A 17,358-nucleotide genomic window follows, 5' to 3' on the forward strand; every position below is an offset into this window, starting at 1 on the left:
GATCAACGGAGGAACCGGATGGCATTCGACACGATCTTCCTGAACGCGCGCTTCGACGGCGGGGCCCGGCATCACATCGTGGTTGCGGACGGCCGTATTGCCGCGATCACGCCCGTCGATGAGCGTCCCGCTGCGAACGAGACCATCGACCTCGACAACGCCCTCGTGGTTCCCGGCTTCGTTGAAGGCCACGTCCATCTCGACACTAGCTTCTATGGCGACGCCTGGCGTCCGCACAAGCCGTGCACCAACGGGTTCAATGTGCATGAGCGCGTGGCCTTCCAGGCGCAGAACATGGCCGAGGCCGCGCCGATGGATGTGCGCGCACGCAATCAGCTCGATCTCTGTATCGCCCACGGCACCACGCAGATGCGCAGCCACGTCATGGTCGACGGTTCCGTCGGCCTGAAATCGCTCGAGACGATCTTGCGCGTGCGCGAGGAATACAGCGGCCTGATCGACATCCAACTCGTCGCCTTCCCCCAGAGCGGCATCTTGGCGAGCCCGGGCACGCCGCAATTGCTGGACGAAGCCATCGGGATCGGCGCCGACCTCGTCGGCGGGCTCGATCCGGCAAGCTTCGATCGCGACGTCGAGAAGCATCTCGACGTCGTGTTCGGTGTGGCCGGCAAACACGGCGTCGATGTCGACATCCATCTGCACGACATGGGCACGCTCGGCGCGTTCGAAATCGAGCAGATCGCAGCGCGCACACGCGCGCTCGGCATGGAGGGACACGTTGCCGTCAGTCATGCTTACGGGCTCGGCGATATCCCCATGGATCAGCTCAAGAGGATCGGCGACATCCTCACCGATTCCGGCGTCGCGATCATGACGAATGCGCCGGGCGCCCGGCCCTTTCCGCCAATCCTCACCTTGCGCAACGCCGGCGTCACCGTCTTCAGCGGCAATGACAACATCCGCGATTCCTGGTGGCCCTATGGCGACGGCGACATGCTGCGCCGGGCGACGATGCTCGGCTATCGCTCGGGCTTCAATATCGACGAAGAACTGCGTGTCGCTTTCGACATCGTCACCGAAGCCGGCGCAAAGGCGCTTCGCCTCGAAGGCTACGGCCTGCGCGTCGGCGCCAAGGCCGATTTCGTGACGCTGCAGGCGGAACATGTTCCCGAGGCCGTCGTCGCGGTCCCGCAGGCGCGCTCGGTCTACAAGGAAGGCAAGCCTGTCGCTTCCAGCGGTAAGATTGTCGGGAGGCGCGCCTAGCTATCCGGCCACTTCCGTTCGATTTTACCGCTGATCTCGCTCCCCATCCGAATCCGGTAAAATCCCGGACCGTAGCTGAACGCGTTGCGAGTCGCCCCCTGCTGACCATAACTACGGCCTGCACTGACGTCTGCGTTTGATGGGGAGTATGGACATGTTCAGCGCATTCAACAGCATCGACTATCATTCCATTCACACCCAGACGCCCGCCGACGCCGCCGCCAAGCGGCTCGACGGCATCGGCCACGTTCTGTCAGATCTGGATATATCGGCGATCCAGACGCAGGGCGACATGACCCGTGCGCTCTGGATCCTCGACGCCGCCGCCAAATGCATCCATGCGGTGCTGTCCGAATTTCGCGTGCAACCGGCCACGGAACAACTCGTCCGCAAATCCAGGACTCTGATCGACCTGATCGAACAGGCCCGCGACGAAGTCTTGAATTATCGCGGCACGATCTTGACCTGACGCCGCGCGCTAGGTCTCGCGATTGATTTTTGCCAGGATGCGGTCCGCCTCGGTACGCCAATCGGCGCTGCGCGCGAACTCTTTCGTGCCCTTCGTTCCGAATAGCCCTTGCTCGGCGAGATCGGCGACCCAGGCCTGCCGCTCAGCGGTGCCCTGCGCCGACCACGGCGTCAGTCCAGCCTCGCGCACAGTCTCCGCGACCTCGCGCACTTCCTCGGCACGGCGGCGGCCGTGCTCGATCACGCGCTGGAAAAAATAGGCGCCTTGCTTCTCCCAGTCGATTGCGGGAAACGTCTCCGCGAGCGAGGCCAGCACGGCATCCTCGACGCCATAGGCGCGCGCGGTGGTGAAGCTTTCGATGACCATGGCCTCCAGGCCCTTGATCATGATGCTGCGGCACATCTTCACAGCTGACGACACGCCGAGCTTGTCGCTCGCAACCTTGGCCGCAAAGCCGATCGCGTTTAGCAGCGGCTCCAATTCTTTGCGCCGGGGCCGCCGAGCAGCAACGGCACCTTGATGCGGTAAGGCGGCACCGAGGTCATCACCGCGCCCTCGACATAGCGCCCGCCGGCGCCGTCGATCAGCGTCGCGGCGCGCTGCTTGGCGCCGAGCGAAGCGGAATTGAAATCGAGGAACCAGGTGCCTTGATCGATCCCGGCCGCGCAGGCTTCTGCCACCGGCACGGCCTGACTCGCCGTGACCGCGGAGATGATGAAGTCGGATTTCGCGGTCAGCTCGGCATGAGAGGCCGCCAGTCCGACACCGAATTTCACCGCATGCTCCTTCAGAGGAGCGCCCTGCTCGCCGCCGAGCTTGATGTCATAGGCCGCGACCCTGATGTCCTGCTGGCGCAAATCCTCGGCCAGGATCCTGCCGACCTCGCCATAGCCGACGAGCCCGATCCGCCATCGTGTCGGATCCGACATCAGTTCAGTCCTCGTGTCGTCTCATCGAACAGCTCCTCGACCGCATAGCGGCGCGGGATCAGCGCCTGCTGGAATGCGTAGTCGACGATCAGCTCCAACGATTTCCTGTTCGCTTCGACCCCGAACGGGACAGGGTCGGGCATTTCCGCGGGCTTCGCCTGCGCCTTGTTCCGCTTCAAGAGATCATAAATGCCCGCGACCATTTCGGGGCGCGATTTCGCGAGCTTCTCGGTCACGACCACGAGATGATTGACCGGGACGACGCCGCGATGCGCGTACCATTTGGCCGCTTCCGCAGCCGGATCGGGGAACAGCGGCTTCAGCTTGGGATTATCAGAGGTCTCGCCGAGGACGGCATCGAGCTCGCTGTCGAGCAGCATCTGAAGAATCTTCTTGTCCTTCGGCGCACGCTCGGTGGTGTCGACATATTCGGCGACATGCGGATCCTCGAAGGTGACCCAGCGGATGTTGTCGAGATTGACGCCGTAGTCATTGGCGAGAATGCCCCTGATCCACGCGCCCGTCGTCGTCGTGAAGGAACGGATGCCGACGCGCTTGCCTTCGAGATCGGACGGCCCGAGCGTTCCACGCTGGGGATTGTAGAGCGCGTAGGAATGCTGGAAGCGACCGAGCATGGTGGCAGGCAGCAGCACCAGCGGCTTGCCGTGCGCCTTCGCCATCAGATAGGTGACGATCGCCATCTCGCAGACGTCGAACGCCTGTTCGCGCACCATCGGCTTGAACGCGCTGTTAGTCGGGGTGTACTCGATGAAGTCGAGATCGAAGCGGTCGGAGCGAAGCTCGCCGCTCTTCACCGCCTGGACGTGGGGGTGACTGCCGAGCACGGCCTTCAGGTTGAGACGATCCATCCGCCCGCTCCGTTCTGTTTCGTAACTCAGACGTCCTCGGGATTGTCGACATAGACGAGTCCGGCCTTCGCCAGCGCCTCGCGCATGCTGTACATGTCGAGGCCCAGCTCGCCCGAAGCCAGCCGCTTGCGCTTGCCGCCTTCATCCGCGTTGCGCTTCTTCGCCTTCTCGGCGACCTCGGCCGCATATCGCTTCGGCACCACCACGACGCCGTCATCGTCGGCCACGACGATGTCGCCGGGATCGACATTGACGCCGGCGCAAACCACGGGGACGTTGACCGAACCGAGCGTCGCCTTGACCGTGCCCTTGGCCGAGACCGCGCGCGACCACACCGGAAACCTCATCTCGTGCAGCGCTTTGACGTCGCGGCAGCCGGCATCGATGATCAATCCCTGCACGCCGCGGGCCTGGAGCGAGGTTGCGAGCAACTCGCCGAACATGCCGTCGGTATTGTCGGTGGTACAACCGACGACGAGAATGTCGCCCTTCCTGCACTGCTCGACCGCGACATGGATCATCCAGTTGTCACCGGGCTGCGCCAGCACGGTGACCGCGGGGCCGGCGATCGCCGCGCCCGGCCAGACCGGCCGCAAATACGGCTTCATCAGCCCGATGCGGCCATAGGCCTCGTGCACGGTCGAGACGCCGTAGTCCGCCATTTCGGCGGGATCGGCTCGCTCAATGTTGCGAACGACGATCGGCTTCATGCGAGTATCTCCTCGACGGTCGGGAACAGGCGCTGATAGGCCTCGCCATAAGTCATGGGCACACCGGTGTTGCGGCTGCCCTGGATGCCGCGGTTGAGTGCGACGCGCTCGTAATAGCCCCAGAGATGCTTCTGCGCGGCGAGAATCTGGAACGCCTCGTACTTTTCGTTCCAGACCTCGTCGATCTTGAGGATCAGGTTAGGCTTGTAATTGCACTGCTCAGGCTGGTGCGGCTCGAACAGGAACACCGGCGGCGCCGAATATTTGTACTGCGCGCCGGGCTTATGGCCCATGGCCTGCGCAACGACGCGGGTCTCCTGCGCGAAATGCGCCGCGTTCGGATGGTCGAAATTATAGGGGTCTTCCAGCGCGTGCGTCAGCACGAAGCTCGGATTGAGCTCGCGGTAGATGTCGACCATGCGGTCGAAATGCGCCTCGTTCAGCTTCAACGGATAGTCGCCGCAGTCGAAGAACTCGATCTCGGCGCCGAGCAGCCTTGCCGCGCGCTCCGCCTCGTCCTTGCGGCCGGCCTTAACCGATTCCAGCGTTGCGCCCTTTTCCTTCCAGGCGAACTGGCTCTCGCCGCGCTCGCCGAAGGACATGCAGACGATCTTCATGCGGTAACCCTTTTTGGCATGCAGCGCGATCGCGCCGCCGGCGCGCCAGACGAAATCGCCCGGGTGGGCGGTGACGACAAGACCTGTCTTCATGGGACTACTCCCCTCTTTCCTTGATAAGCGACGTATCGATCACGGAGACGGTCATGCATCGAACCCGAACAGGCGCGCGGGATTGCCGACCAGGATCTTCTGCTGGAACTCCGGCTCCGGCGCGAACAGCGGGATCAGATCGACGAGATCGCCGTCATTCGGCATCGCCTTGACGTTGGGATGCGGCCAGTCGGTGCCCCAGATGACCCGGTCGACCGCCGTCTCGACGATTTTGCGCGCGAACGGCACGGCGTCGATGAAGGGCGGACCGGCCGAAGACACCCGCTCCGAACCGCAAATCTTGACCCAGCACTTCTCGTCGCGCCGCATCAGCTCGATCAGTATCTCGAACGGCAACTGGTCGAGTCTCTCGGACGCCTTCACCCGCCCCATATGATCGATGGTGTAGCTCAGCGGCAGTTTTGCCAGCATGTCGGCATATTCGGGCAGGTCGATCGCATCGAAATGCAGGTCGATATGCCAGCCGAGCGGCGCGATCATCGCGATGACGCGATCGAATACCCGCTTATCGGGAACGCCACCGAGATGGCGGACGAAGTTGAAGCGGCAACCGCGGAAGCCGCCCTCGTGCAGCTGGCGAAGCCCGCGCTCGGAAATGGTATCGTCGATATTGGCAACCGCGCGATAGGCGCCGTTGCTCTGCGCGATCGCATCAAGCGCCACCGTGTTGTCGGTGCCGTGCACGCTGGCATTGACGATGACGGCGCGCTCCACGCCCAGCTTGGCATGCAGCGCGCGAAAATCCTCGAGCGGCGCATCCGGCGGCGTGTATGACCGATCCGGCGCATAGGGATATTTCGCGCCGGGCCCGAAGATGTGGCAATGCGCATCGCAGGACAGCTTCGGCAGCTTGAATTTCGGCGTACGCGTGTCCGGATCAGGCGGCGGAATGGTCGGCGTGTACATCTTCGTCATCAGGTGAACCGCCGCACGGCGCCCTTGCTTCAAGTCTTGCTGCTGACGGCCGGGCGCCGCCGCGCGGGTGCGGCCTGATCCAGCGCCGGCGCCTGGAAAGCAGCGACGGTGGCCTGCACCAGTTGCTCGATGGCGCTCGCGGCATCGCTGCCATCGGCCTCGCCGCGCGACAGGCGCGAGACGCGATCCGGCGTCACCAGCGAATAATAGAGCGCGCCGAGCAGGAAGTGGCTGCGCCAGACGATGTCGGCGCGCGGAATGTGCGGCAGGCTTTCGTGAACCGCATCGATGAAGGCATGGCTGGTGTCGTCAAAGGTCTGCGCGATGATTTTTCGTGCGACCTCGTTGCCTTCCGCCGACATCACCGCGCGAAGCCGCGTGAAGCGCGCTCCGCCCCCGGCGAGATCGCTGCCCGAGGTGAAGGCCGGCACCACATAGGCCCGCACCACCGCTTCCAGCCGGTCCTGAAGATCGCGCACGCGCCTGGCGGCGGCGAGCAGCTCGGAGCGACGGAGATTCATCGGCCCGCAGTGGCGCCGGTAGATCTCCAGCAGCAGGCCGTCCTTGGTCTTGAAATGATAGGTGACGCTGCCGGGATTGGCGCCGGCGGCATGCGCGATGTCGCGCACCGACACAGCGTTGAAGCCGTTGGTCGCGAACAGCTCCTCGGCCGCGGCGAGGATCGCCTCGCGCATGTTCGGCTTGCGGGCCGTTTCCTTGCTGGTGGACTTGCGTACCATGCAATTTGTACTATCGTACAAAAGATCAGGTCTCGTCAACAAAAACCATGGGGCAACATCCGGGCGGCTCGGAAGACCGAGGCAGGGATGCGAACGCCCGCAAGGAGTGCTTGAAAATGCTGGATTTGAACAAGAAGATCGGCAGTTTGCTGCTCGGTGCCGGTCTGCTCCTGGCGGGCGGCGCCGCGCAGGCCGCCGACAATTATCCGAGCAAGCCGGTTCACATCCTCGTGCCCTATGCGGCCGGCGGCGCAGTCGACGTCCTCGCGCGGACGCTGGCGCAGGCACTGGCCAAGACCTGGGGCCAGCAACCCGTGATCGACAACCGTCCCGGCGCCGGCGGCATCGTGGCCTCGCAGGCGCTGACGCAGGCCGCGCCCGACGGCTACACGCTGATCCTGGTCGCGAGCGGCCATCCGCTCAACCAGTTCATCTATCCGAGCGTACCTTACGACACGTTCAGGGATTTTACCGCGATCACCGAAGTGGCCTCCTCCCCGCTCGCGATCGTCGTGGCCAAGGACAGCCCCTACAAGACGCTTGGCGATCTGTTGGCTGCGGCGAAGAAAGAGCCGGACAAGCTCTCCTACGGCATGTCCGGCAACGGCACCTCGGCGCATCTTGCCGGGGAGCTGCTGAAACACATGTCCGGCACCAAGATCGTCGCAATCCCTTACAAGGGCGGCGCGCCGGCGCTGACCGCGGTAATCGCTGGCGATATCCCGCTCAGCATCAATCCGCTTGCAGAGGCGATCGGCCAGATCGAAGGCGGCCCGGTGCGCGCGCTCGCTGTGACCTCGGCCGATCGCTCCAAGGCGCTGCCCGACGTTCCCACCGTCGCAGAGGCCGGCGTGCCCGGCTACGACGTCTCGGTCTGGTGGGGCGTGCTTGGTCCGGCAAAGATGCCGCCGGAGATCGTGGCGAAGCTCGAAACCGATTTGAAGGCGGCGCTCAAGGATTCGAACGTGCTGTCGACGCTGGGCAAGATCGGCGCGGCTCCGGTCGGCTCGTCCGCCAAGGACTTTGACGCCTACATGCACGCCGAGGCGACCAAGTGGGAGCCGGTGCTGAAGGCCGCCGACATTCGCGCGCAGTGACGATCTTCACGTGAAGACCTCTTCCTGACTTCACGTGAAGACCTCTTCCTGACACCTTGCACGCCCCGCCCTGCTCGCGCTGCAATCATCCGCCTGCTCGGCGCGCCTGCGCGCGCCGATGGCGAGGCAAAGCTCCTGGCGCCGAGCGGCACGTTGCGCGTCGGCATCTATCCGGGCTAAGAGCTGCTCCCTCAATTGTGCGCCCTCGCCCGCATTTTCTCCGGCGGCGCGGGGCGGCGCAGGAAATCGGCATCATCGTCGCCCGACGGGATCAGGATCGCGCGCTCTCGCGGCAAGGCTTCCGGCATCTCGTTGCGAATGAAGGCTATGAGCTTCTCCCTCATCTCGCAGCGCAGGTCCCAGGATTGCGGTGCATTCCTTGCGCTGACCAGTGCCCGAAGCTCGATGGTGCGGGAATCCGCATCGATCACCTGGAGATTGACCACGGCGCCGTCCCAGAGCCTGGATTCCTTGATCGCCTCCTCCAGCCAGCGCCGGATCCGCGGCACGTCTGCGCGGTAGTCGACATGGAGCGCGATCGTACCGATCAGGGAAGCGGTGTCGCGGGTCCAGTTCTGGAACGGCTTTTCGATGAAGTAGGACAGCGGCACCACCATGCGGCGCCAGTCCCACAGCCGGATCACCACATAGGTCGAGGCGATGTCCTCCACCCAGCCCCACTCATTTTCGATGATCACGGCATCCTCGATCCGGATCGGCTGGGTGATCGCGATCTGCAAGCCCGCGATCAGGTTGCTGAGCAGCGGCCGCGCGGCAAGACCGACGATGATACCGGCGACACCGGCGGATGCGAACAGGCTGACGCCATATTGCCTGACCGAGTCGAACGTCATGAGTGCGGTGGAGACCGCAATGATGACGATGATGGTGTCGGTCACGCGCTTGAACGCGCGGACCTGGGTGACATGCTTGCGCGCAACGAAATTTTCAGCGACGTCGCGGAAGTTCTGGAGATAGCGCGCCGCACTCATGTCGACGACCCGGATCGAAATCCATCCGATCAGGGCGATAAACGCGACGACGAACAGGCGCAGTAGCGGCGTACGGATTGTTTCGTCGAGGGGCGCAAGCGGCAAGACCAGGGCGACCGAGGCAAGACACAGCGCCAGCTGAGCCGGACCGGCAGTCCGGTTGATGAACACGGCCAGAAGAGGGAGGCGGGTTCCGAAGGCGCGCTTGAGGAGCCATACCGCGACCCGATAGAGCAACAATGCGAGCAGGATCGCGACGGCGATCAGGCCGAGACCGACGAACCACGAGGGTATCCAGCCGAACATCTTGTCGATGTCGGCCATAACGGACTGCAAATTCATCTATGTCCCCGCGTTGCGTTGGCGTCTGCGCTCAACGCGTTCCTGCCGGCTTCGCTCCGCCTTCCCGTGCAACGCAGCATTCCTCTGGTGCAACCGTCGCCGAACTGCGCTATTTCTGGACAATCATGACTCGACGTACCGGCAGCGCCGACCTTCCCCTGCACACTGGCCGGGTTCCGCCCTGGCTCGCGACGCGCATGGTCTCGCTCGGCGCAATCGTCACGCAGGCGATCGTGCATCACTATGGACGCGACGCGTTCCTCCAGCGGCTGTCGCATCCGTTCTGGTTCCAGTCGTTCGGCGCCTTGATGGGGATGGACTGGCACTCCTCCGGTATCACGACCTCTGTAATCGGTGCGCTGAAGCGCGGGCTCGGCCCGCTCCAGGACGAGCTCGGAATTTACGTCTGCGGCGGGCGCGGCCAGCACTCGCGCAAGACACCGGACGAACTGATGCAACTCGGCAACCGCGTCGGCTTCGACGGTGCGAAACTCACGCGCGCGAGCCGGTTGGTGGCAAAGGTCGACAGCGCCGCGGTTCAGGACGGGTTTGATCTTTATCTGCACGGCTTCTTCGTCACCGCCGACGCCAAATGGACGGTGGTGCAACAGGGCATGAACGGCGACAAGCGCCAGGCCCGCCGCTATCACTGGCACTCCGAGGCCCTGAAGAGTTTTGTCGATACGCCGCACAGCGCAATCGACGGCCCCCAGCAGGGCGAGATCGTCAACCTCACCGACCATCGCGCCGATGTCTCGCGCACCGCGCAGCTCGAGCTGTTGAGCGGTCTCGGCCCCGACCGCATCGTCACTGAATTCGAACGCCTCGTTGGGACCGCGCCCGAACCGGCACAGGGGATGCTCCCGCATCTGATCATGCCCGCGCATCACGACGTGCGACCGAAGGACGTGTTCGCGCGGCGCCTGCACGGCACGTTGGCCGCGGCCGCCGAGCGTGGCCCGGTCGATTTTCCCGATCTGCTGCTGACGCCCGGCGTCGGCGCGCGCACGGTGCGCTCACTGGCAATGGTCGCCGAAGTCGTGCACGGCGCGCCCTATCGCTTCAACGATCCCGCCCGCTTCTCGCTCGCCCATGGCGGCAAGGACCGACATCCCTACCCCGTTCCGATCAAGGTCTATGACGAGACCATCCGCGTGCTCAAGGGCGCGATCCAAAACGCAAAATTAGGGCGCGAGGAAGAGATGCAGGCGATCAAGCGCCTCGACGACCAGGCCCGTCGCCTGGAGCGCACCGCGCACGGGCCGTCGGTGGAGGCATACATCGCAGATGAACGCGCGGCATCGCCGGCGCTCGACGGCCGATCCGTATTCGGCTGGGAACGCGATCTCGCGGAAACAAAAAACGGACCGGCTGAGCACCGGTCCGAGTTGTCGGGAGGAAACGATCTTCTCCCCAAGTCTTGCTTCTGAAGCCTTGCTTTCTGAAGTCTTGCTTCTGAAGTCTTGCTCCTGAAGTCTTGCTCCTCAAGTCTCCTCGGAGTCCTGATCGTCATCCGCGAGCCGGTTGGCCGCGTGGTCCTGATATTGCTCGGTCTGGATGAACTTGCCGTCCATGCCGCGGATGTCCGAGTGCTGGGCCTTGTCGCGGTTGGACAAGACCACGTTGTCGCCGATTTTGTCCTTGGACACGTCGGCCAGAGCGCCGGTGCCGTCGCTCTTGCCGTGCATGCCCGATCTGAAATGCGTCTTGCTGCCACGTCCGCTTGGCATCGGCCTCTCCTTTTCGAATGATCGCCTTTTCGAATGATCGCCCCGGAAATCAGTGCTTCTGTTGTTGCGGCGATGGTTTCGGCGGCTTATGGCCGCTCTGGCCGGGATTGTTGTGCTTGTTGTGATCGCTCTCCTGGTTGAGGCCACCACGGCTGACCGGGAACTCACTTTGCCGCGCCTCCGCCCTCGGCCGATGAACGGCCCGGGGATTGCGACCAGAGGCCTGCTCGAGTTCTCGTGCGTCAGGCACATCCGGTTTGCGCTCGAGAATACGCACCTGCTGCTCGTGGGTCTTTCTGCCTTGCATGTCAGTCTCCCGGTATTCACCGGCCTCGTCGAGGCGAGCCGCTGCGTGCGACGTCCTTGTCAATACCCCCGCCGACATTCACGTCGTTCTCGACGTCGCCCTCGATCGTATTCTCGCCGAGAGCATCCTCGATGTCGTCGGGCGACGCGCCTGCCATGGTGGCACCCTTCGATCCACCGATCAGGGGATTGTCGCGAATATCCTTACCCGTGGGCCTGTACAGCTTTGGCTGCTTGTTGCTCATGATTACCTTTCTCCGCCCTTCCCGGCGGCATCATGCCTGTGGTGGGAATCGTGTTCGCCTCCGCCGCCGGACACCCGGCTGTGGGTCCGCTGCGGATCGTCCGCAGGCGGCTTCTTTATCTCCAATGGGTCCTTCGCATTTTCGTGCGACGCGCCGGGCCCGCCCTGACGAATGCTTTTCGGTGTCTTCGTGGATGTCGACATGAGATGTCGTCCTCCTCAGCGGTCTTGCTGGTATCCTTGATTGGTCGTGTTTTGCTTGATGTTGCCCTGTTGACCCTGCTGATCCGGGTTCTGCGCGGGTTGCTGGCCATGCGGCAGCTCGTCCGCGGAGGCTTGCTTGGGATCGCCGGTTCCCTTCGGGCTCTGGTTTGCACGTGGAACGGGTGGCATCTTGCTGGTCATGTCGTTTCCTTCCGGAAGGTGACGTCGTATGTCGTACAATGAGCGCGCGCTACCAGCGCTCCTTGTCAGATGGTGCGGAGATATCCTTCAACGCATCCTGGGCGCACTCGTCGTCTGCCCTGCTGATGTCGGCGAGGGCGACAACGCCGACCAGGCGTTTCTGCCGGTTGAGCACCGGGAGTCGCCGGACCTGATGCGTCGCCATCACTTGCGAGGCGCCTTCCACATCGTCGTCCTCGAAGCAGTAGCAGACGCCCTCGGACATCACCTCTCGCACCGAGGTGTTGCCCGGCGACCGCTCCTCGGCGACGGCGCGCATCACAATGTCTCTGTCGGTGACCACGCCGACCAGGCGATCGTTCTCACCCACCGGCAACGCACCGACATTGTCGGCACGCATCGAGCGCGCGACTTCCCGGATGGTCATGTTGGGATCGGCAATATGCACGGACGGCGTCATGATGTCGTGGACCTGCATGGCTGTGCTCCTCAGTTGATCTCAGGAGGTTTAACTGGTTAACGCCGACATCGCGCAGAAGGTTTCTTCCAGCCTAGTGCGACATACCCTTCGACCGCCCGGACGTATCCGCCGTCGCACGACCCGATATGTCCTGCGTACCGGGCTCGCTCCAAATCGTCCGCACCTCTTCTGGCAGCGCCTCTCTGACTTTGTCGATCTGGCCCGGGCTCAAATGCCGCGACAAAACCTTGAAAACCGCACGCGCCGCCTCCTTGGTATTGACCGGTCGGCCGAACGTCAGTTCCGTAGCGATCATCTGAAGGAATTCGTCGAGGGAACGCACCCGTTTTGGCAGCTCCGATGGCCGGAACTGATCGTAGTACGCGCCGCGGACCAACAGCGGCAGTTGCGATCCGAGATGCGCGGCGAGTTCGATCGGCAAGCGGTCGCGTAATGCGTGCAGCACAGCGCCCGTCACGTGCCATGATTGCTGGTCGTCGAGCCCTATCTCTTCACCGATCTCATTGAGCCAGAGGTGCGTGGTTTGTGCCGTCTTGTCGAACGTGGGAATGGCGCTGGAACTCATTTGCGAACCTCCACCTTGGATTCTTGAGCTTTGGATCACAACAGACGCGACTGCGCGCCGTTCCGAGACACGATATAAGTTGAGATCAAATCGAATATTGGAACTGGCTGGTTGCGCCCAGCGAGCCGGGATCGTCAGTCGGCTTCCTTCATCGACGCGGCCGATGCGGCATCGTCGAACACGGGAAGTCTGTCGAGCGCCCGAATGCCCGGTCGTCGGCGCCAGCGGATTTGCGCCGGCTCGACTGCGAGACCGAGCCGTGGCCAGCGCGTCAACAACGCTTCCAGCGCACATGCCGCTTCGATCCGCGCGAGCTGGTGACCGAGACAGAAATGAATTCCGGTGCCGAAGGAGATGTGGCGGTTCGGCTTGCGCTGCAAATCGAGCCGTTCGGGATGATCGTGCTCCGCCGGATCCATGTTGGCTGCGGCAAGCATGACCATGACGCGATCGCCCTTCCTAAGGCGCACGCCTTCGAGCTCGATGTCTCGTCGCACGTAGCGCGGCTTTGAAAACTGTACCGGCGAGACGAAGCGCAAGAACTCCTCGACGGCGAGAGGAAGGCGGCTCCAATCCTCCTCCAGCCAATCGCGCAGAGCGGGATTTTTGAGGACTTCATAGACCGATCCGCTAATGAGGTGCGTCGTGGTCTCCGAGCCTGCCGCGAGCAGCAGAAACACCATCGAGACCATTTCGTCCGGCGTGATCTGGCTACACTCACGCTCGACCTGCACCAGCTCTCCGATCAGGCCTTCGCCGCCCTCCATGCGCGCGATCTGCAACTGCTGTTCGAGATAGGCCCGCATCTTGCGGAACGCGAACAGCAAACGGAAGAAGCTGACGACACCCGTCAGCGAGGACATCGCGTTGGCCCAGGCGATGAATTTTGGACGATCGGCCGGCGGCAGGCCCAGCAGTTCGGAGATCACCGACAGCGGCAGGATGCGCGCGTAGCGCTGGACGAGATCGGCTGGACGTCCGTTCGCAAACAGCTCATCGGCCAGACCGTCGGCGATGACACGGATGCGCGGCTCCATCGCGACGATGGCGCGGCGGCGGAAGGCCTCGTCCACGATGCTGCGCAGCCTTGTGTGATCCGGCTCGTCCATCGTCAGCATGTTATTGGCGATGGTCCTGACGTAGTTCGGCATCCACCAGCGCAGACCCGCGACGTCGCCATCTTCCTTGCGTAGCGTGAAATTGGTGCTGTCCTTCAGGACTTGTGCCGTGGCCTCATGGGTCGTGGTGATCCAGACCTCGCCGACGAGAGGAAATCGCGTCGCGACAACAGGGCCGGACATGCGCAGCGTCGCGATCGCCTTGGGCGGATCGCGAAAGAAGGCCTCGCTGGTGAAATCGAGGCGCGGTGTCATGGGATCACCGGAGCGGTTGGTGGCGCTTCAACCAGATGGGACGCGGGGAGCGCCGGGCAAGCGCCGGAACCTTCATTCCCTCCGCCGCAGAAGAACTACCCGCGCCCCGGCGAGCGCGGGCCGGTCTTGCGCTGCTGCTGCGTGTAGGCGTCCCAATGGCTCCAGCTGCCATTGCTGAGGCTTTGCATGTCGGTGGCGAGCGGACGGCGCGTCCGCTTGTCGTGATCGGCGATCGCGCGCTCGGACTGCGCGATCTTGCGCTTGAGTTCCGCAACTGCCTTTTGGGTCCGTCCGTTCCGCTCCGAGGACGCGATCTCGCCCATCGTGAAGCGCGCGGTCTCGAGCGCCTTCAACTCGGCGCGGTTCTTCTTCAACTGAACTCGGTGCCAGGCGATGTTGCTGTCGCTGTCCGCAACCATGTGGGAACTCCGCTGATTCGCAGACATATAGTATCGTGCGCCGAATCGGCGCCGCAACGGGCGCCGCGCGGCAAAAATACGGTCTTATTGAGCAGGAATTCCGGACTTAGCGCTCGGCAAAGGCCTTTTCGACCACGAACTGGGCCGGCTCGCCATGATTGCCTTCGACGAAGCCCCGCTCGCCCAGGAGCACGCGGGTGTCCGCGACCAGCGCCGGGCTGCCGCAGATCATGACGCGGTCATGGACGGCTTCCAGCGCCGGAAGGCCGATATCGGCGAACAGCTTGCCCGACGTGACGAGGTCAGTGATGCGGCCGCGGTTGCGGAAGGGATCGCGGGTGACGGTCGGATAGTAGATCAGCTGACTACGGATGTACTCGCCGATCAGCTCGTCCTTCGGCAGCGTCTCGGTGATCATCTCGCCATAGGCGAGCTCCTTCACGTGCCGGCAACCGTGCAGCAGCACGACCTTCTCGAACCGCTCGTAGGTTTCGGGGTCCTTGATCACGCTCAGGAACGGCGCGAGGCCCGTGCCGGTACCGATCAGATAGAGGTTGCGCCCCTCCTCGAGATTGTCGATCACCAGCGTGCCGGTCGCCTTGCGGCTGACGATGATCTCGTCGCCTTCCTTCAGATGCTGGAGACGCGAGGTCAGCGGACCGTCCGGCACCTTGATCGAGAAGAACTCCAGCGTGTCCTCGTAATTGGCGCTGGCGACGCTGTAAGCACGCAGCAGCGGCTTCTCGCCGACCTTGAGCCCGATCATGGTGAATTCGCCATTGCGGAAGCGGAAGGTCGGGCTGCGAGTGGTCTTGAAGGAGAACAGCGTCTCGGTCCAGTGGTGGACACTCAAAACGGCTTCCTGATTGAAATTGCTCATCTCACCCTTCCGTAGCGCGTCGTGGCGGTTTTCAAGGCGGCAGCTATGCGTCGTTTGCACACGATCATTTGTATACTAATGAATAATCCGGCTTGATCCCGCGGTCAAGGCTGCCCAAGATCGGAAGCGTTGCAGTTAAGGACAAGGACCCCTTCCATGGCGCATGACGCACCCCAGGCCACCGGACCCTCGAAGCTCGTGATCCGCAACATCGGCCTGATCCTGTCCGGCGCGCTGGAAAAGCCGATCCTGGACGGCGACACCATCGTCGCCGAGAACGGCAAGATCACCGCGATCGGCCGCTTCAAGGACCTCAACACCGAAGGCGCGACCACCATCGTCGATGCCAGCGGCACCACGGTCGCGCCCGGCCTGATCGACAGCCATGTCCACCCTGTTGCGGGTGACTGGACACCGCGACAGAACCAGATCGGCTGGATCGACAGCAACCTGCATGGCGGCGTCACCACGATGATCTCCGCCGGCGAAGTTCACATGCCCGGCCGCCCCCGCGACGTCGTCGGCCTGAAGGCGATGGCGATCTTCGCCCAGCGCGCATTCTGGAATCTGCGCCCCGGCGGCGTGAAGGTTCACGCCGGCGCGCCCGTGATCGAATGCGAGATGGTCGAGGAGGATTTCAAGGAATTGGCTGCGGCAGGCGTCAAGCTGCTGGGCGAAGTCGGCTTGGGTGGCGTCAAGGACGGCCCGACTGCACGAAAGATGGTCGGCTGGGCGCGCAAATACGGCATCCAGAGCACGATCCATACCGGCGGCCCCTCCATCCCCGGCTCCGGCCTGATCGACAAGGATGTGGTGCTGGAGGCCGACACCGATGTGGTCGGCCATATCAATGGCGGCCACACTGCCCTGCCCGACGACCAGATCCGCTGCATCTGCGAGGGCTGCAAGCGCGGCCTCGAACTCGTTCACAACGGCAATGAGCGCTCGGCCCTGTTCACGCTGCGCATCGCGCGCGAGATGGGCGATCTGCACCGCGTGATCCTCGGCACCGACGCGCCCGCCGGCTCCGGGGTGCAGCCACTCGGCATTCTGCGCATGGTCTCGATGCTGTCTTCGCTCGGCGACCTGCCCGCCGAAATCGCGTTTTGCCTTGCCACCGGCAACACCGCGCGGATGCGCGAGCTCGATTGCGGCCTGATCGAGGTCGGCCGCTCCGCCGATTTCGTCATCATGGACAAGGCCCAGCATTCACCCGGCAAGAACATCCTGGAGAGCGTGCAGCTCGGCGATCTCCCCGGCATCGGCATGACCATCATCGACGGCATCGTGCGGACGCAGCGGAGCCGGAATACGCCACCGGCAGGGAAAGTGCCGGAGATCGTCAGCGGCCATTGATCCGGGCCGCAGTGCGCAGGGTGGGCAAAGCGGAGCGTGCCCACCACCGTTTCTACAAGGCAGTCAAAAATGGTGGGCGCGGCCAAGGGCGCCTTTGCCCACCTTACGAAGTTGCCGTTCACCGCAGCTTGTTCAACAGCGCCATCAGCATCTCGCGCTCTCTGGCATCGAGCGGCGCCAGCGTCTCCCGCGTGATCGCGAGCGCATTCGGCGCGACCTTCTCCGCAAGCTGCTGGCCCGCGCGCGTCAGGCTGACCAGGAGCCGCCGTCCGTCCTCGGGATCCTGGCTGGTCTCGGTCAATCCACGTGCGGTCAAGCGATCGATCACACCCTTGATGGTGGCGACATCCATCGCCGTCAGTCGGCCGAGCTGATTCTGCGAGCACGGCCCGGTTTCGGCGAGCTTCGACAGCGCCGCCCATTGCGTCGGCGTGATGTTGGTGCCGATCTCGCGGGCGAAGATCGAACTGTGGCGCTGCCAGACCTGGCGCAGGATGAAGCCGACCTGCTCATCGAGCACGTAAGACGGCTTTGCCGGCTTGACACTCTTCTTCGCCGCGACGCTTCTTGCCATCCGCTCC

At 63.6% G+C, this 17,358-nt stretch carries 22 protein-coding genes and 1 pseudogene; 5 read left to right on the plus strand and 18 right to left on the minus strand.

Annotation, left to right across the window (positions count from 1 at the left end; all coding sequences use genetic code 11):
- Window positions 1-18: 18 nt before the first annotated feature.
- The gene (locus IVA80_RS24385) at window positions 19-1,224 is read left to right on the plus strand and encodes an amidohydrolase family protein (protein WP_247436378.1); all 1,206 of its coding nucleotides are present in this window, start codon (window positions 19-21) and stop codon (window positions 1,222-1,224) included.
- A 154-nt stretch (window positions 1,225-1,378) separates the two neighbouring features.
- Window positions 1,379-1,693, plus strand: coding sequence for a hypothetical protein (locus IVA80_RS24390; RefSeq protein ID WP_247436380.1), 315 nt, complete (start codon window positions 1,379-1,381; stop codon window positions 1,691-1,693).
- 9 nt (window positions 1,694-1,702) lie between these two features.
- Here IVA80_RS24390 and IVA80_RS24395 read toward each other — a convergent pair.
- The 6 genes and pseudogenes from IVA80_RS24395 to IVA80_RS24420 form a co-directional block, all read right to left on the minus strand.
- Window positions 1,703-2,625, minus strand: a pseudogene (locus tag IVA80_RS24395) (DUF1932 domain-containing protein).
- Window positions 2,622-3,491, minus strand: coding sequence for a hypothetical protein (locus IVA80_RS24400; protein WP_247436382.1), 870 nt, complete (start codon window positions 3,489-3,491; stop codon window positions 2,622-2,624). The pseudogene IVA80_RS24395 and the gene IVA80_RS24400 overlap by 4 nt, the downstream one beginning before the upstream one ends.
- Before the next feature lie 26 nt (window positions 3,492-3,517).
- Window positions 3,518-4,201, minus strand: a complete 684-nt coding sequence (locus IVA80_RS24405; protein WP_247436384.1) for a 4-carboxy-4-hydroxy-2-oxoadipate aldolase/oxaloacetate decarboxylase — start codon at window positions 4,199-4,201, stop codon at window positions 3,518-3,520.
- Window positions 4,198-4,911 carry a PIG-L deacetylase family protein gene (locus IVA80_RS24410; RefSeq protein ID WP_247436397.1) on the minus strand — a complete coding sequence of 238 codons (714 nt, stop codon included), beginning with the start codon at window positions 4,909-4,911 and terminating at the stop codon, window positions 4,198-4,200. Before IVA80_RS24410 ends, IVA80_RS24405 begins: the two co-directional genes overlap by 4 nt.
- Before the next feature lie 51 nt (window positions 4,912-4,962).
- A complete protein-coding gene (locus IVA80_RS24415) occupies window positions 4,963-5,847 on the minus strand; it encodes an amidohydrolase family protein (protein ID WP_247436402.1) in 885 nt (294 codons plus the stop codon).
- Window positions 5,848-5,876: 29 nt separating this feature from the next.
- Window positions 5,877-6,587 carry a TetR family transcriptional regulator gene (locus IVA80_RS24420; protein WP_247436404.1) on the minus strand — a complete coding sequence of 237 codons (711 nt, stop codon included), beginning with the start codon at window positions 6,585-6,587 and terminating at the stop codon, window positions 5,877-5,879.
- Between the two features lie 116 nt (window positions 6,588-6,703).
- On the opposite strand from IVA80_RS24420, the gene IVA80_RS24425 reads away from it, so the two are divergent.
- A complete protein-coding gene (locus tag IVA80_RS24425; RefSeq protein WP_247436407.1) occupies window positions 6,704-7,684 on the plus strand; it encodes a tripartite tricarboxylate transporter substrate binding protein in 981 nt (326 codons plus the stop codon).
- A 191-nt stretch (window positions 7,685-7,875) separates the two neighbouring features.
- Here the strand turns inward: IVA80_RS24425 and IVA80_RS24430 are convergent, their stop codons facing one another.
- Window positions 7,876-9,018: a mechanosensitive ion channel domain-containing protein gene (locus tag IVA80_RS24430; RefSeq protein WP_247436410.1), complete on the minus strand. Its 1,143-nt coding sequence runs from the start codon at window positions 9,016-9,018 to the stop codon at window positions 7,876-7,878.
- Between the two features lie 125 nt (window positions 9,019-9,143).
- Between IVA80_RS24430 and IVA80_RS24435 the strand changes: the two genes are divergently transcribed.
- Window positions 9,144-10,448 (plus strand): DUF763 domain-containing protein, encoded by a 1,305-nt coding sequence (locus IVA80_RS24435; protein WP_247436413.1) that lies wholly within the window; start codon window positions 9,144-9,146, stop codon window positions 10,446-10,448.
- A gap of 54 nt (window positions 10,449-10,502) precedes the next feature.
- On the opposite strand, the gene IVA80_RS24440 is transcribed toward IVA80_RS24435, so the two are convergent.
- From IVA80_RS24440 to IVA80_RS24485, 10 genes are all read right to left on the minus strand, one after another.
- The gene (locus tag IVA80_RS24440; RefSeq protein ID WP_247436416.1) at window positions 10,503-10,748 is read right to left on the minus strand and encodes a hypothetical protein; all 246 of its coding nucleotides are present in this window, start codon (window positions 10,746-10,748) and stop codon (window positions 10,503-10,505) included.
- Between the two features lie 49 nt (window positions 10,749-10,797).
- On the minus strand, window positions 10,798-11,055 hold the full coding sequence (locus IVA80_RS24445) for a hypothetical protein (protein WP_247436418.1): 258 nt from the start codon (window positions 11,053-11,055) through the stop codon (window positions 10,798-10,800).
- 16 nt (window positions 11,056-11,071) lie between these two features.
- Window positions 11,072-11,299: a hypothetical protein gene (locus tag IVA80_RS24450; RefSeq protein ID WP_247436468.1), complete on the minus strand. Its 228-nt coding sequence runs from the start codon at window positions 11,297-11,299 to the stop codon at window positions 11,072-11,074.
- A gap of 2 nt (window positions 11,300-11,301) precedes the next feature.
- Entirely contained in the window at window positions 11,302-11,502 is a 201-nt protein-coding gene (locus IVA80_RS24455; protein ID WP_247436473.1) for a hypothetical protein, read from the minus strand.
- Between the two features lie 15 nt (window positions 11,503-11,517).
- Complete coding sequence (locus IVA80_RS24460; protein ID WP_247436476.1) at window positions 11,518-11,703, minus strand: hypothetical protein; 186 nt, start codon at window positions 11,701-11,703, stop codon at window positions 11,518-11,520.
- A 49-nt stretch (window positions 11,704-11,752) separates the two neighbouring features.
- A complete protein-coding gene (locus IVA80_RS24465) occupies window positions 11,753-12,181 on the minus strand; it encodes a CBS domain-containing protein (protein WP_247436479.1) in 429 nt (142 codons plus the stop codon).
- Window positions 12,182-12,254: 73 nt separating this feature from the next.
- A complete protein-coding gene (locus IVA80_RS24470) occupies window positions 12,255-12,749 on the minus strand; it encodes a DUF2267 domain-containing protein (protein WP_247436482.1) in 495 nt (164 codons plus the stop codon).
- 134 nt (window positions 12,750-12,883) lie between these two features.
- On the minus strand, window positions 12,884-14,122 hold the full coding sequence (locus IVA80_RS24475) for a cytochrome P450 (protein WP_247436485.1): 1,239 nt from the start codon (window positions 14,120-14,122) through the stop codon (window positions 12,884-12,886).
- 95 nt (window positions 14,123-14,217) lie between these two features.
- Window positions 14,218-14,541 carry a hypothetical protein gene (locus IVA80_RS24480; protein WP_247436488.1) on the minus strand — a complete coding sequence of 108 codons (324 nt, stop codon included), beginning with the start codon at window positions 14,539-14,541 and terminating at the stop codon, window positions 14,218-14,220.
- Window positions 14,542-14,647: 106 nt separating this feature from the next.
- A complete protein-coding gene (locus tag IVA80_RS24485; protein ID WP_247436490.1) occupies window positions 14,648-15,421 on the minus strand; it encodes a ferredoxin--NADP reductase in 774 nt (257 codons plus the stop codon).
- Window positions 15,422-15,577: 156 nt separating this feature from the next.
- Here IVA80_RS24485 and IVA80_RS24490 point away from each other — a divergent pair, with 156 nt between their 5' ends.
- Entirely contained in the window at window positions 15,578-16,777 is a 1,200-nt protein-coding gene (locus IVA80_RS24490; RefSeq protein WP_247436492.1) for an amidohydrolase family protein, read from the plus strand.
- Between the two features lie 118 nt (window positions 16,778-16,895).
- Here IVA80_RS24490 and IVA80_RS24495 read toward each other — a convergent pair whose 3' ends face one another.
- Window positions 16,896-17,351: a MarR family transcriptional regulator gene (locus IVA80_RS24495; RefSeq protein ID WP_247436495.1), complete on the minus strand. Its 456-nt coding sequence runs from the start codon at window positions 17,349-17,351 to the stop codon at window positions 16,896-16,898.
- Window positions 17,352-17,358 lie beyond the last annotated feature (7 nt).

It is taken from the genome of Bradyrhizobium sp. 139 (assembly GCF_023074175.1).
GTDB lineage: Bacteria > Pseudomonadota > Alphaproteobacteria > Rhizobiales > Xanthobacteraceae > Bradyrhizobium.

Bases quoted from the DNA above. Each gene is read 5' to 3' on its own strand.
- IVA80_RS24385 (WP_247436378.1), top strand. From the start codon at position 19: ATGGCATTCGACACGATCTTCCTGAACGCGCGCTTCGACGGCGGGGCC.
- IVA80_RS24390 (WP_247436380.1), top strand. From the start codon at position 1,379: ATGTTCAGCGCATTCAACAGCATCGACTATCATTCCATTCACACCCAG.
- IVA80_RS24400 (WP_247436382.1), bottom strand. From the start codon at position 3,491: ATGGATCGTCTCAACCTGAAGGCCGTGCTCGGCAGTCACCCCCACGTC.
- IVA80_RS24405 (WP_247436384.1), bottom strand. From the start codon at position 4,201: ATGAAGCCGATCGTCGTTCGCAACATTGAGCGAGCCGATCCCGCCGAA.
- IVA80_RS24410 (WP_247436397.1), bottom strand. From the start codon at position 4,911: ATGAAGACAGGTCTTGTCGTCACCGCCCACCCGGGCGATTTCGTCTGG.
- IVA80_RS24415 (WP_247436402.1), bottom strand. From the start codon at position 5,847: ATGACGAAGATGTACACGCCGACCATTCCGCCGCCTGATCCGGACACG.
- IVA80_RS24420 (WP_247436404.1), bottom strand. From the start codon at position 6,587: ATGGTACGCAAGTCCACCAGCAAGGAAACGGCCCGCAAGCCGAACATG.
- IVA80_RS24425 (WP_247436407.1), top strand. From the start codon at position 6,704: ATGCTGGATTTGAACAAGAAGATCGGCAGTTTGCTGCTCGGTGCCGGT.
- IVA80_RS24430 (WP_247436410.1), bottom strand. From the start codon at position 9,018: ATGAATTTGCAGTCCGTTATGGCCGACATCGACAAGATGTTCGGCTGG.
- IVA80_RS24435 (WP_247436413.1), top strand. From the start codon at position 9,144: ATGACTCGACGTACCGGCAGCGCCGACCTTCCCCTGCACACTGGCCGG.
- IVA80_RS24440 (WP_247436416.1), bottom strand. From the start codon at position 10,748: ATGCCAAGCGGACGTGGCAGCAAGACGCATTTCAGATCGGGCATGCAC.
- IVA80_RS24445 (WP_247436418.1), bottom strand. From the start codon at position 11,055: ATGCAAGGCAGAAAGACCCACGAGCAGCAGGTGCGTATTCTCGAGCGC.
- IVA80_RS24450 (WP_247436468.1), bottom strand. From the start codon at position 11,299: ATGAGCAACAAGCAGCCAAAGCTGTACAGGCCCACGGGTAAGGATATT.
- IVA80_RS24455 (WP_247436473.1), bottom strand. From the start codon at position 11,502: ATGTCGACATCCACGAAGACACCGAAAAGCATTCGTCAGGGCGGGCCC.
- IVA80_RS24460 (WP_247436476.1), bottom strand. From the start codon at position 11,703: ATGACCAGCAAGATGCCACCCGTTCCACGTGCAAACCAGAGCCCGAAG.
- IVA80_RS24465 (WP_247436479.1), bottom strand. From the start codon at position 12,181: ATGCAGGTCCACGACATCATGACGCCGTCCGTGCATATTGCCGATCCC.
- IVA80_RS24470 (WP_247436482.1), bottom strand. From the start codon at position 12,749: ATGAGTTCCAGCGCCATTCCCACGTTCGACAAGACGGCACAAACCACG.
- IVA80_RS24475 (WP_247436485.1), bottom strand. From the start codon at position 14,122: ATGACACCGCGCCTCGATTTCACCAGCGAGGCCTTCTTTCGCGATCCG.
- IVA80_RS24480 (WP_247436488.1), bottom strand. From the start codon at position 14,541: ATGGTTGCGGACAGCGACAGCAACATCGCCTGGCACCGAGTTCAGTTG.
- IVA80_RS24485 (WP_247436490.1), bottom strand. From the start codon at position 15,421: ATGAGCAATTTCAATCAGGAAGCCGTTTTGAGTGTCCACCACTGGACC.
- IVA80_RS24490 (WP_247436492.1), top strand. From the start codon at position 15,578: ATGGCGCATGACGCACCCCAGGCCACCGGACCCTCGAAGCTCGTGATC.
- IVA80_RS24495 (WP_247436495.1), bottom strand. From the start codon at position 17,351: ATGGCAAGAAGCGTCGCGGCGAAGAAGAGTGTCAAGCCGGCAAAGCCG.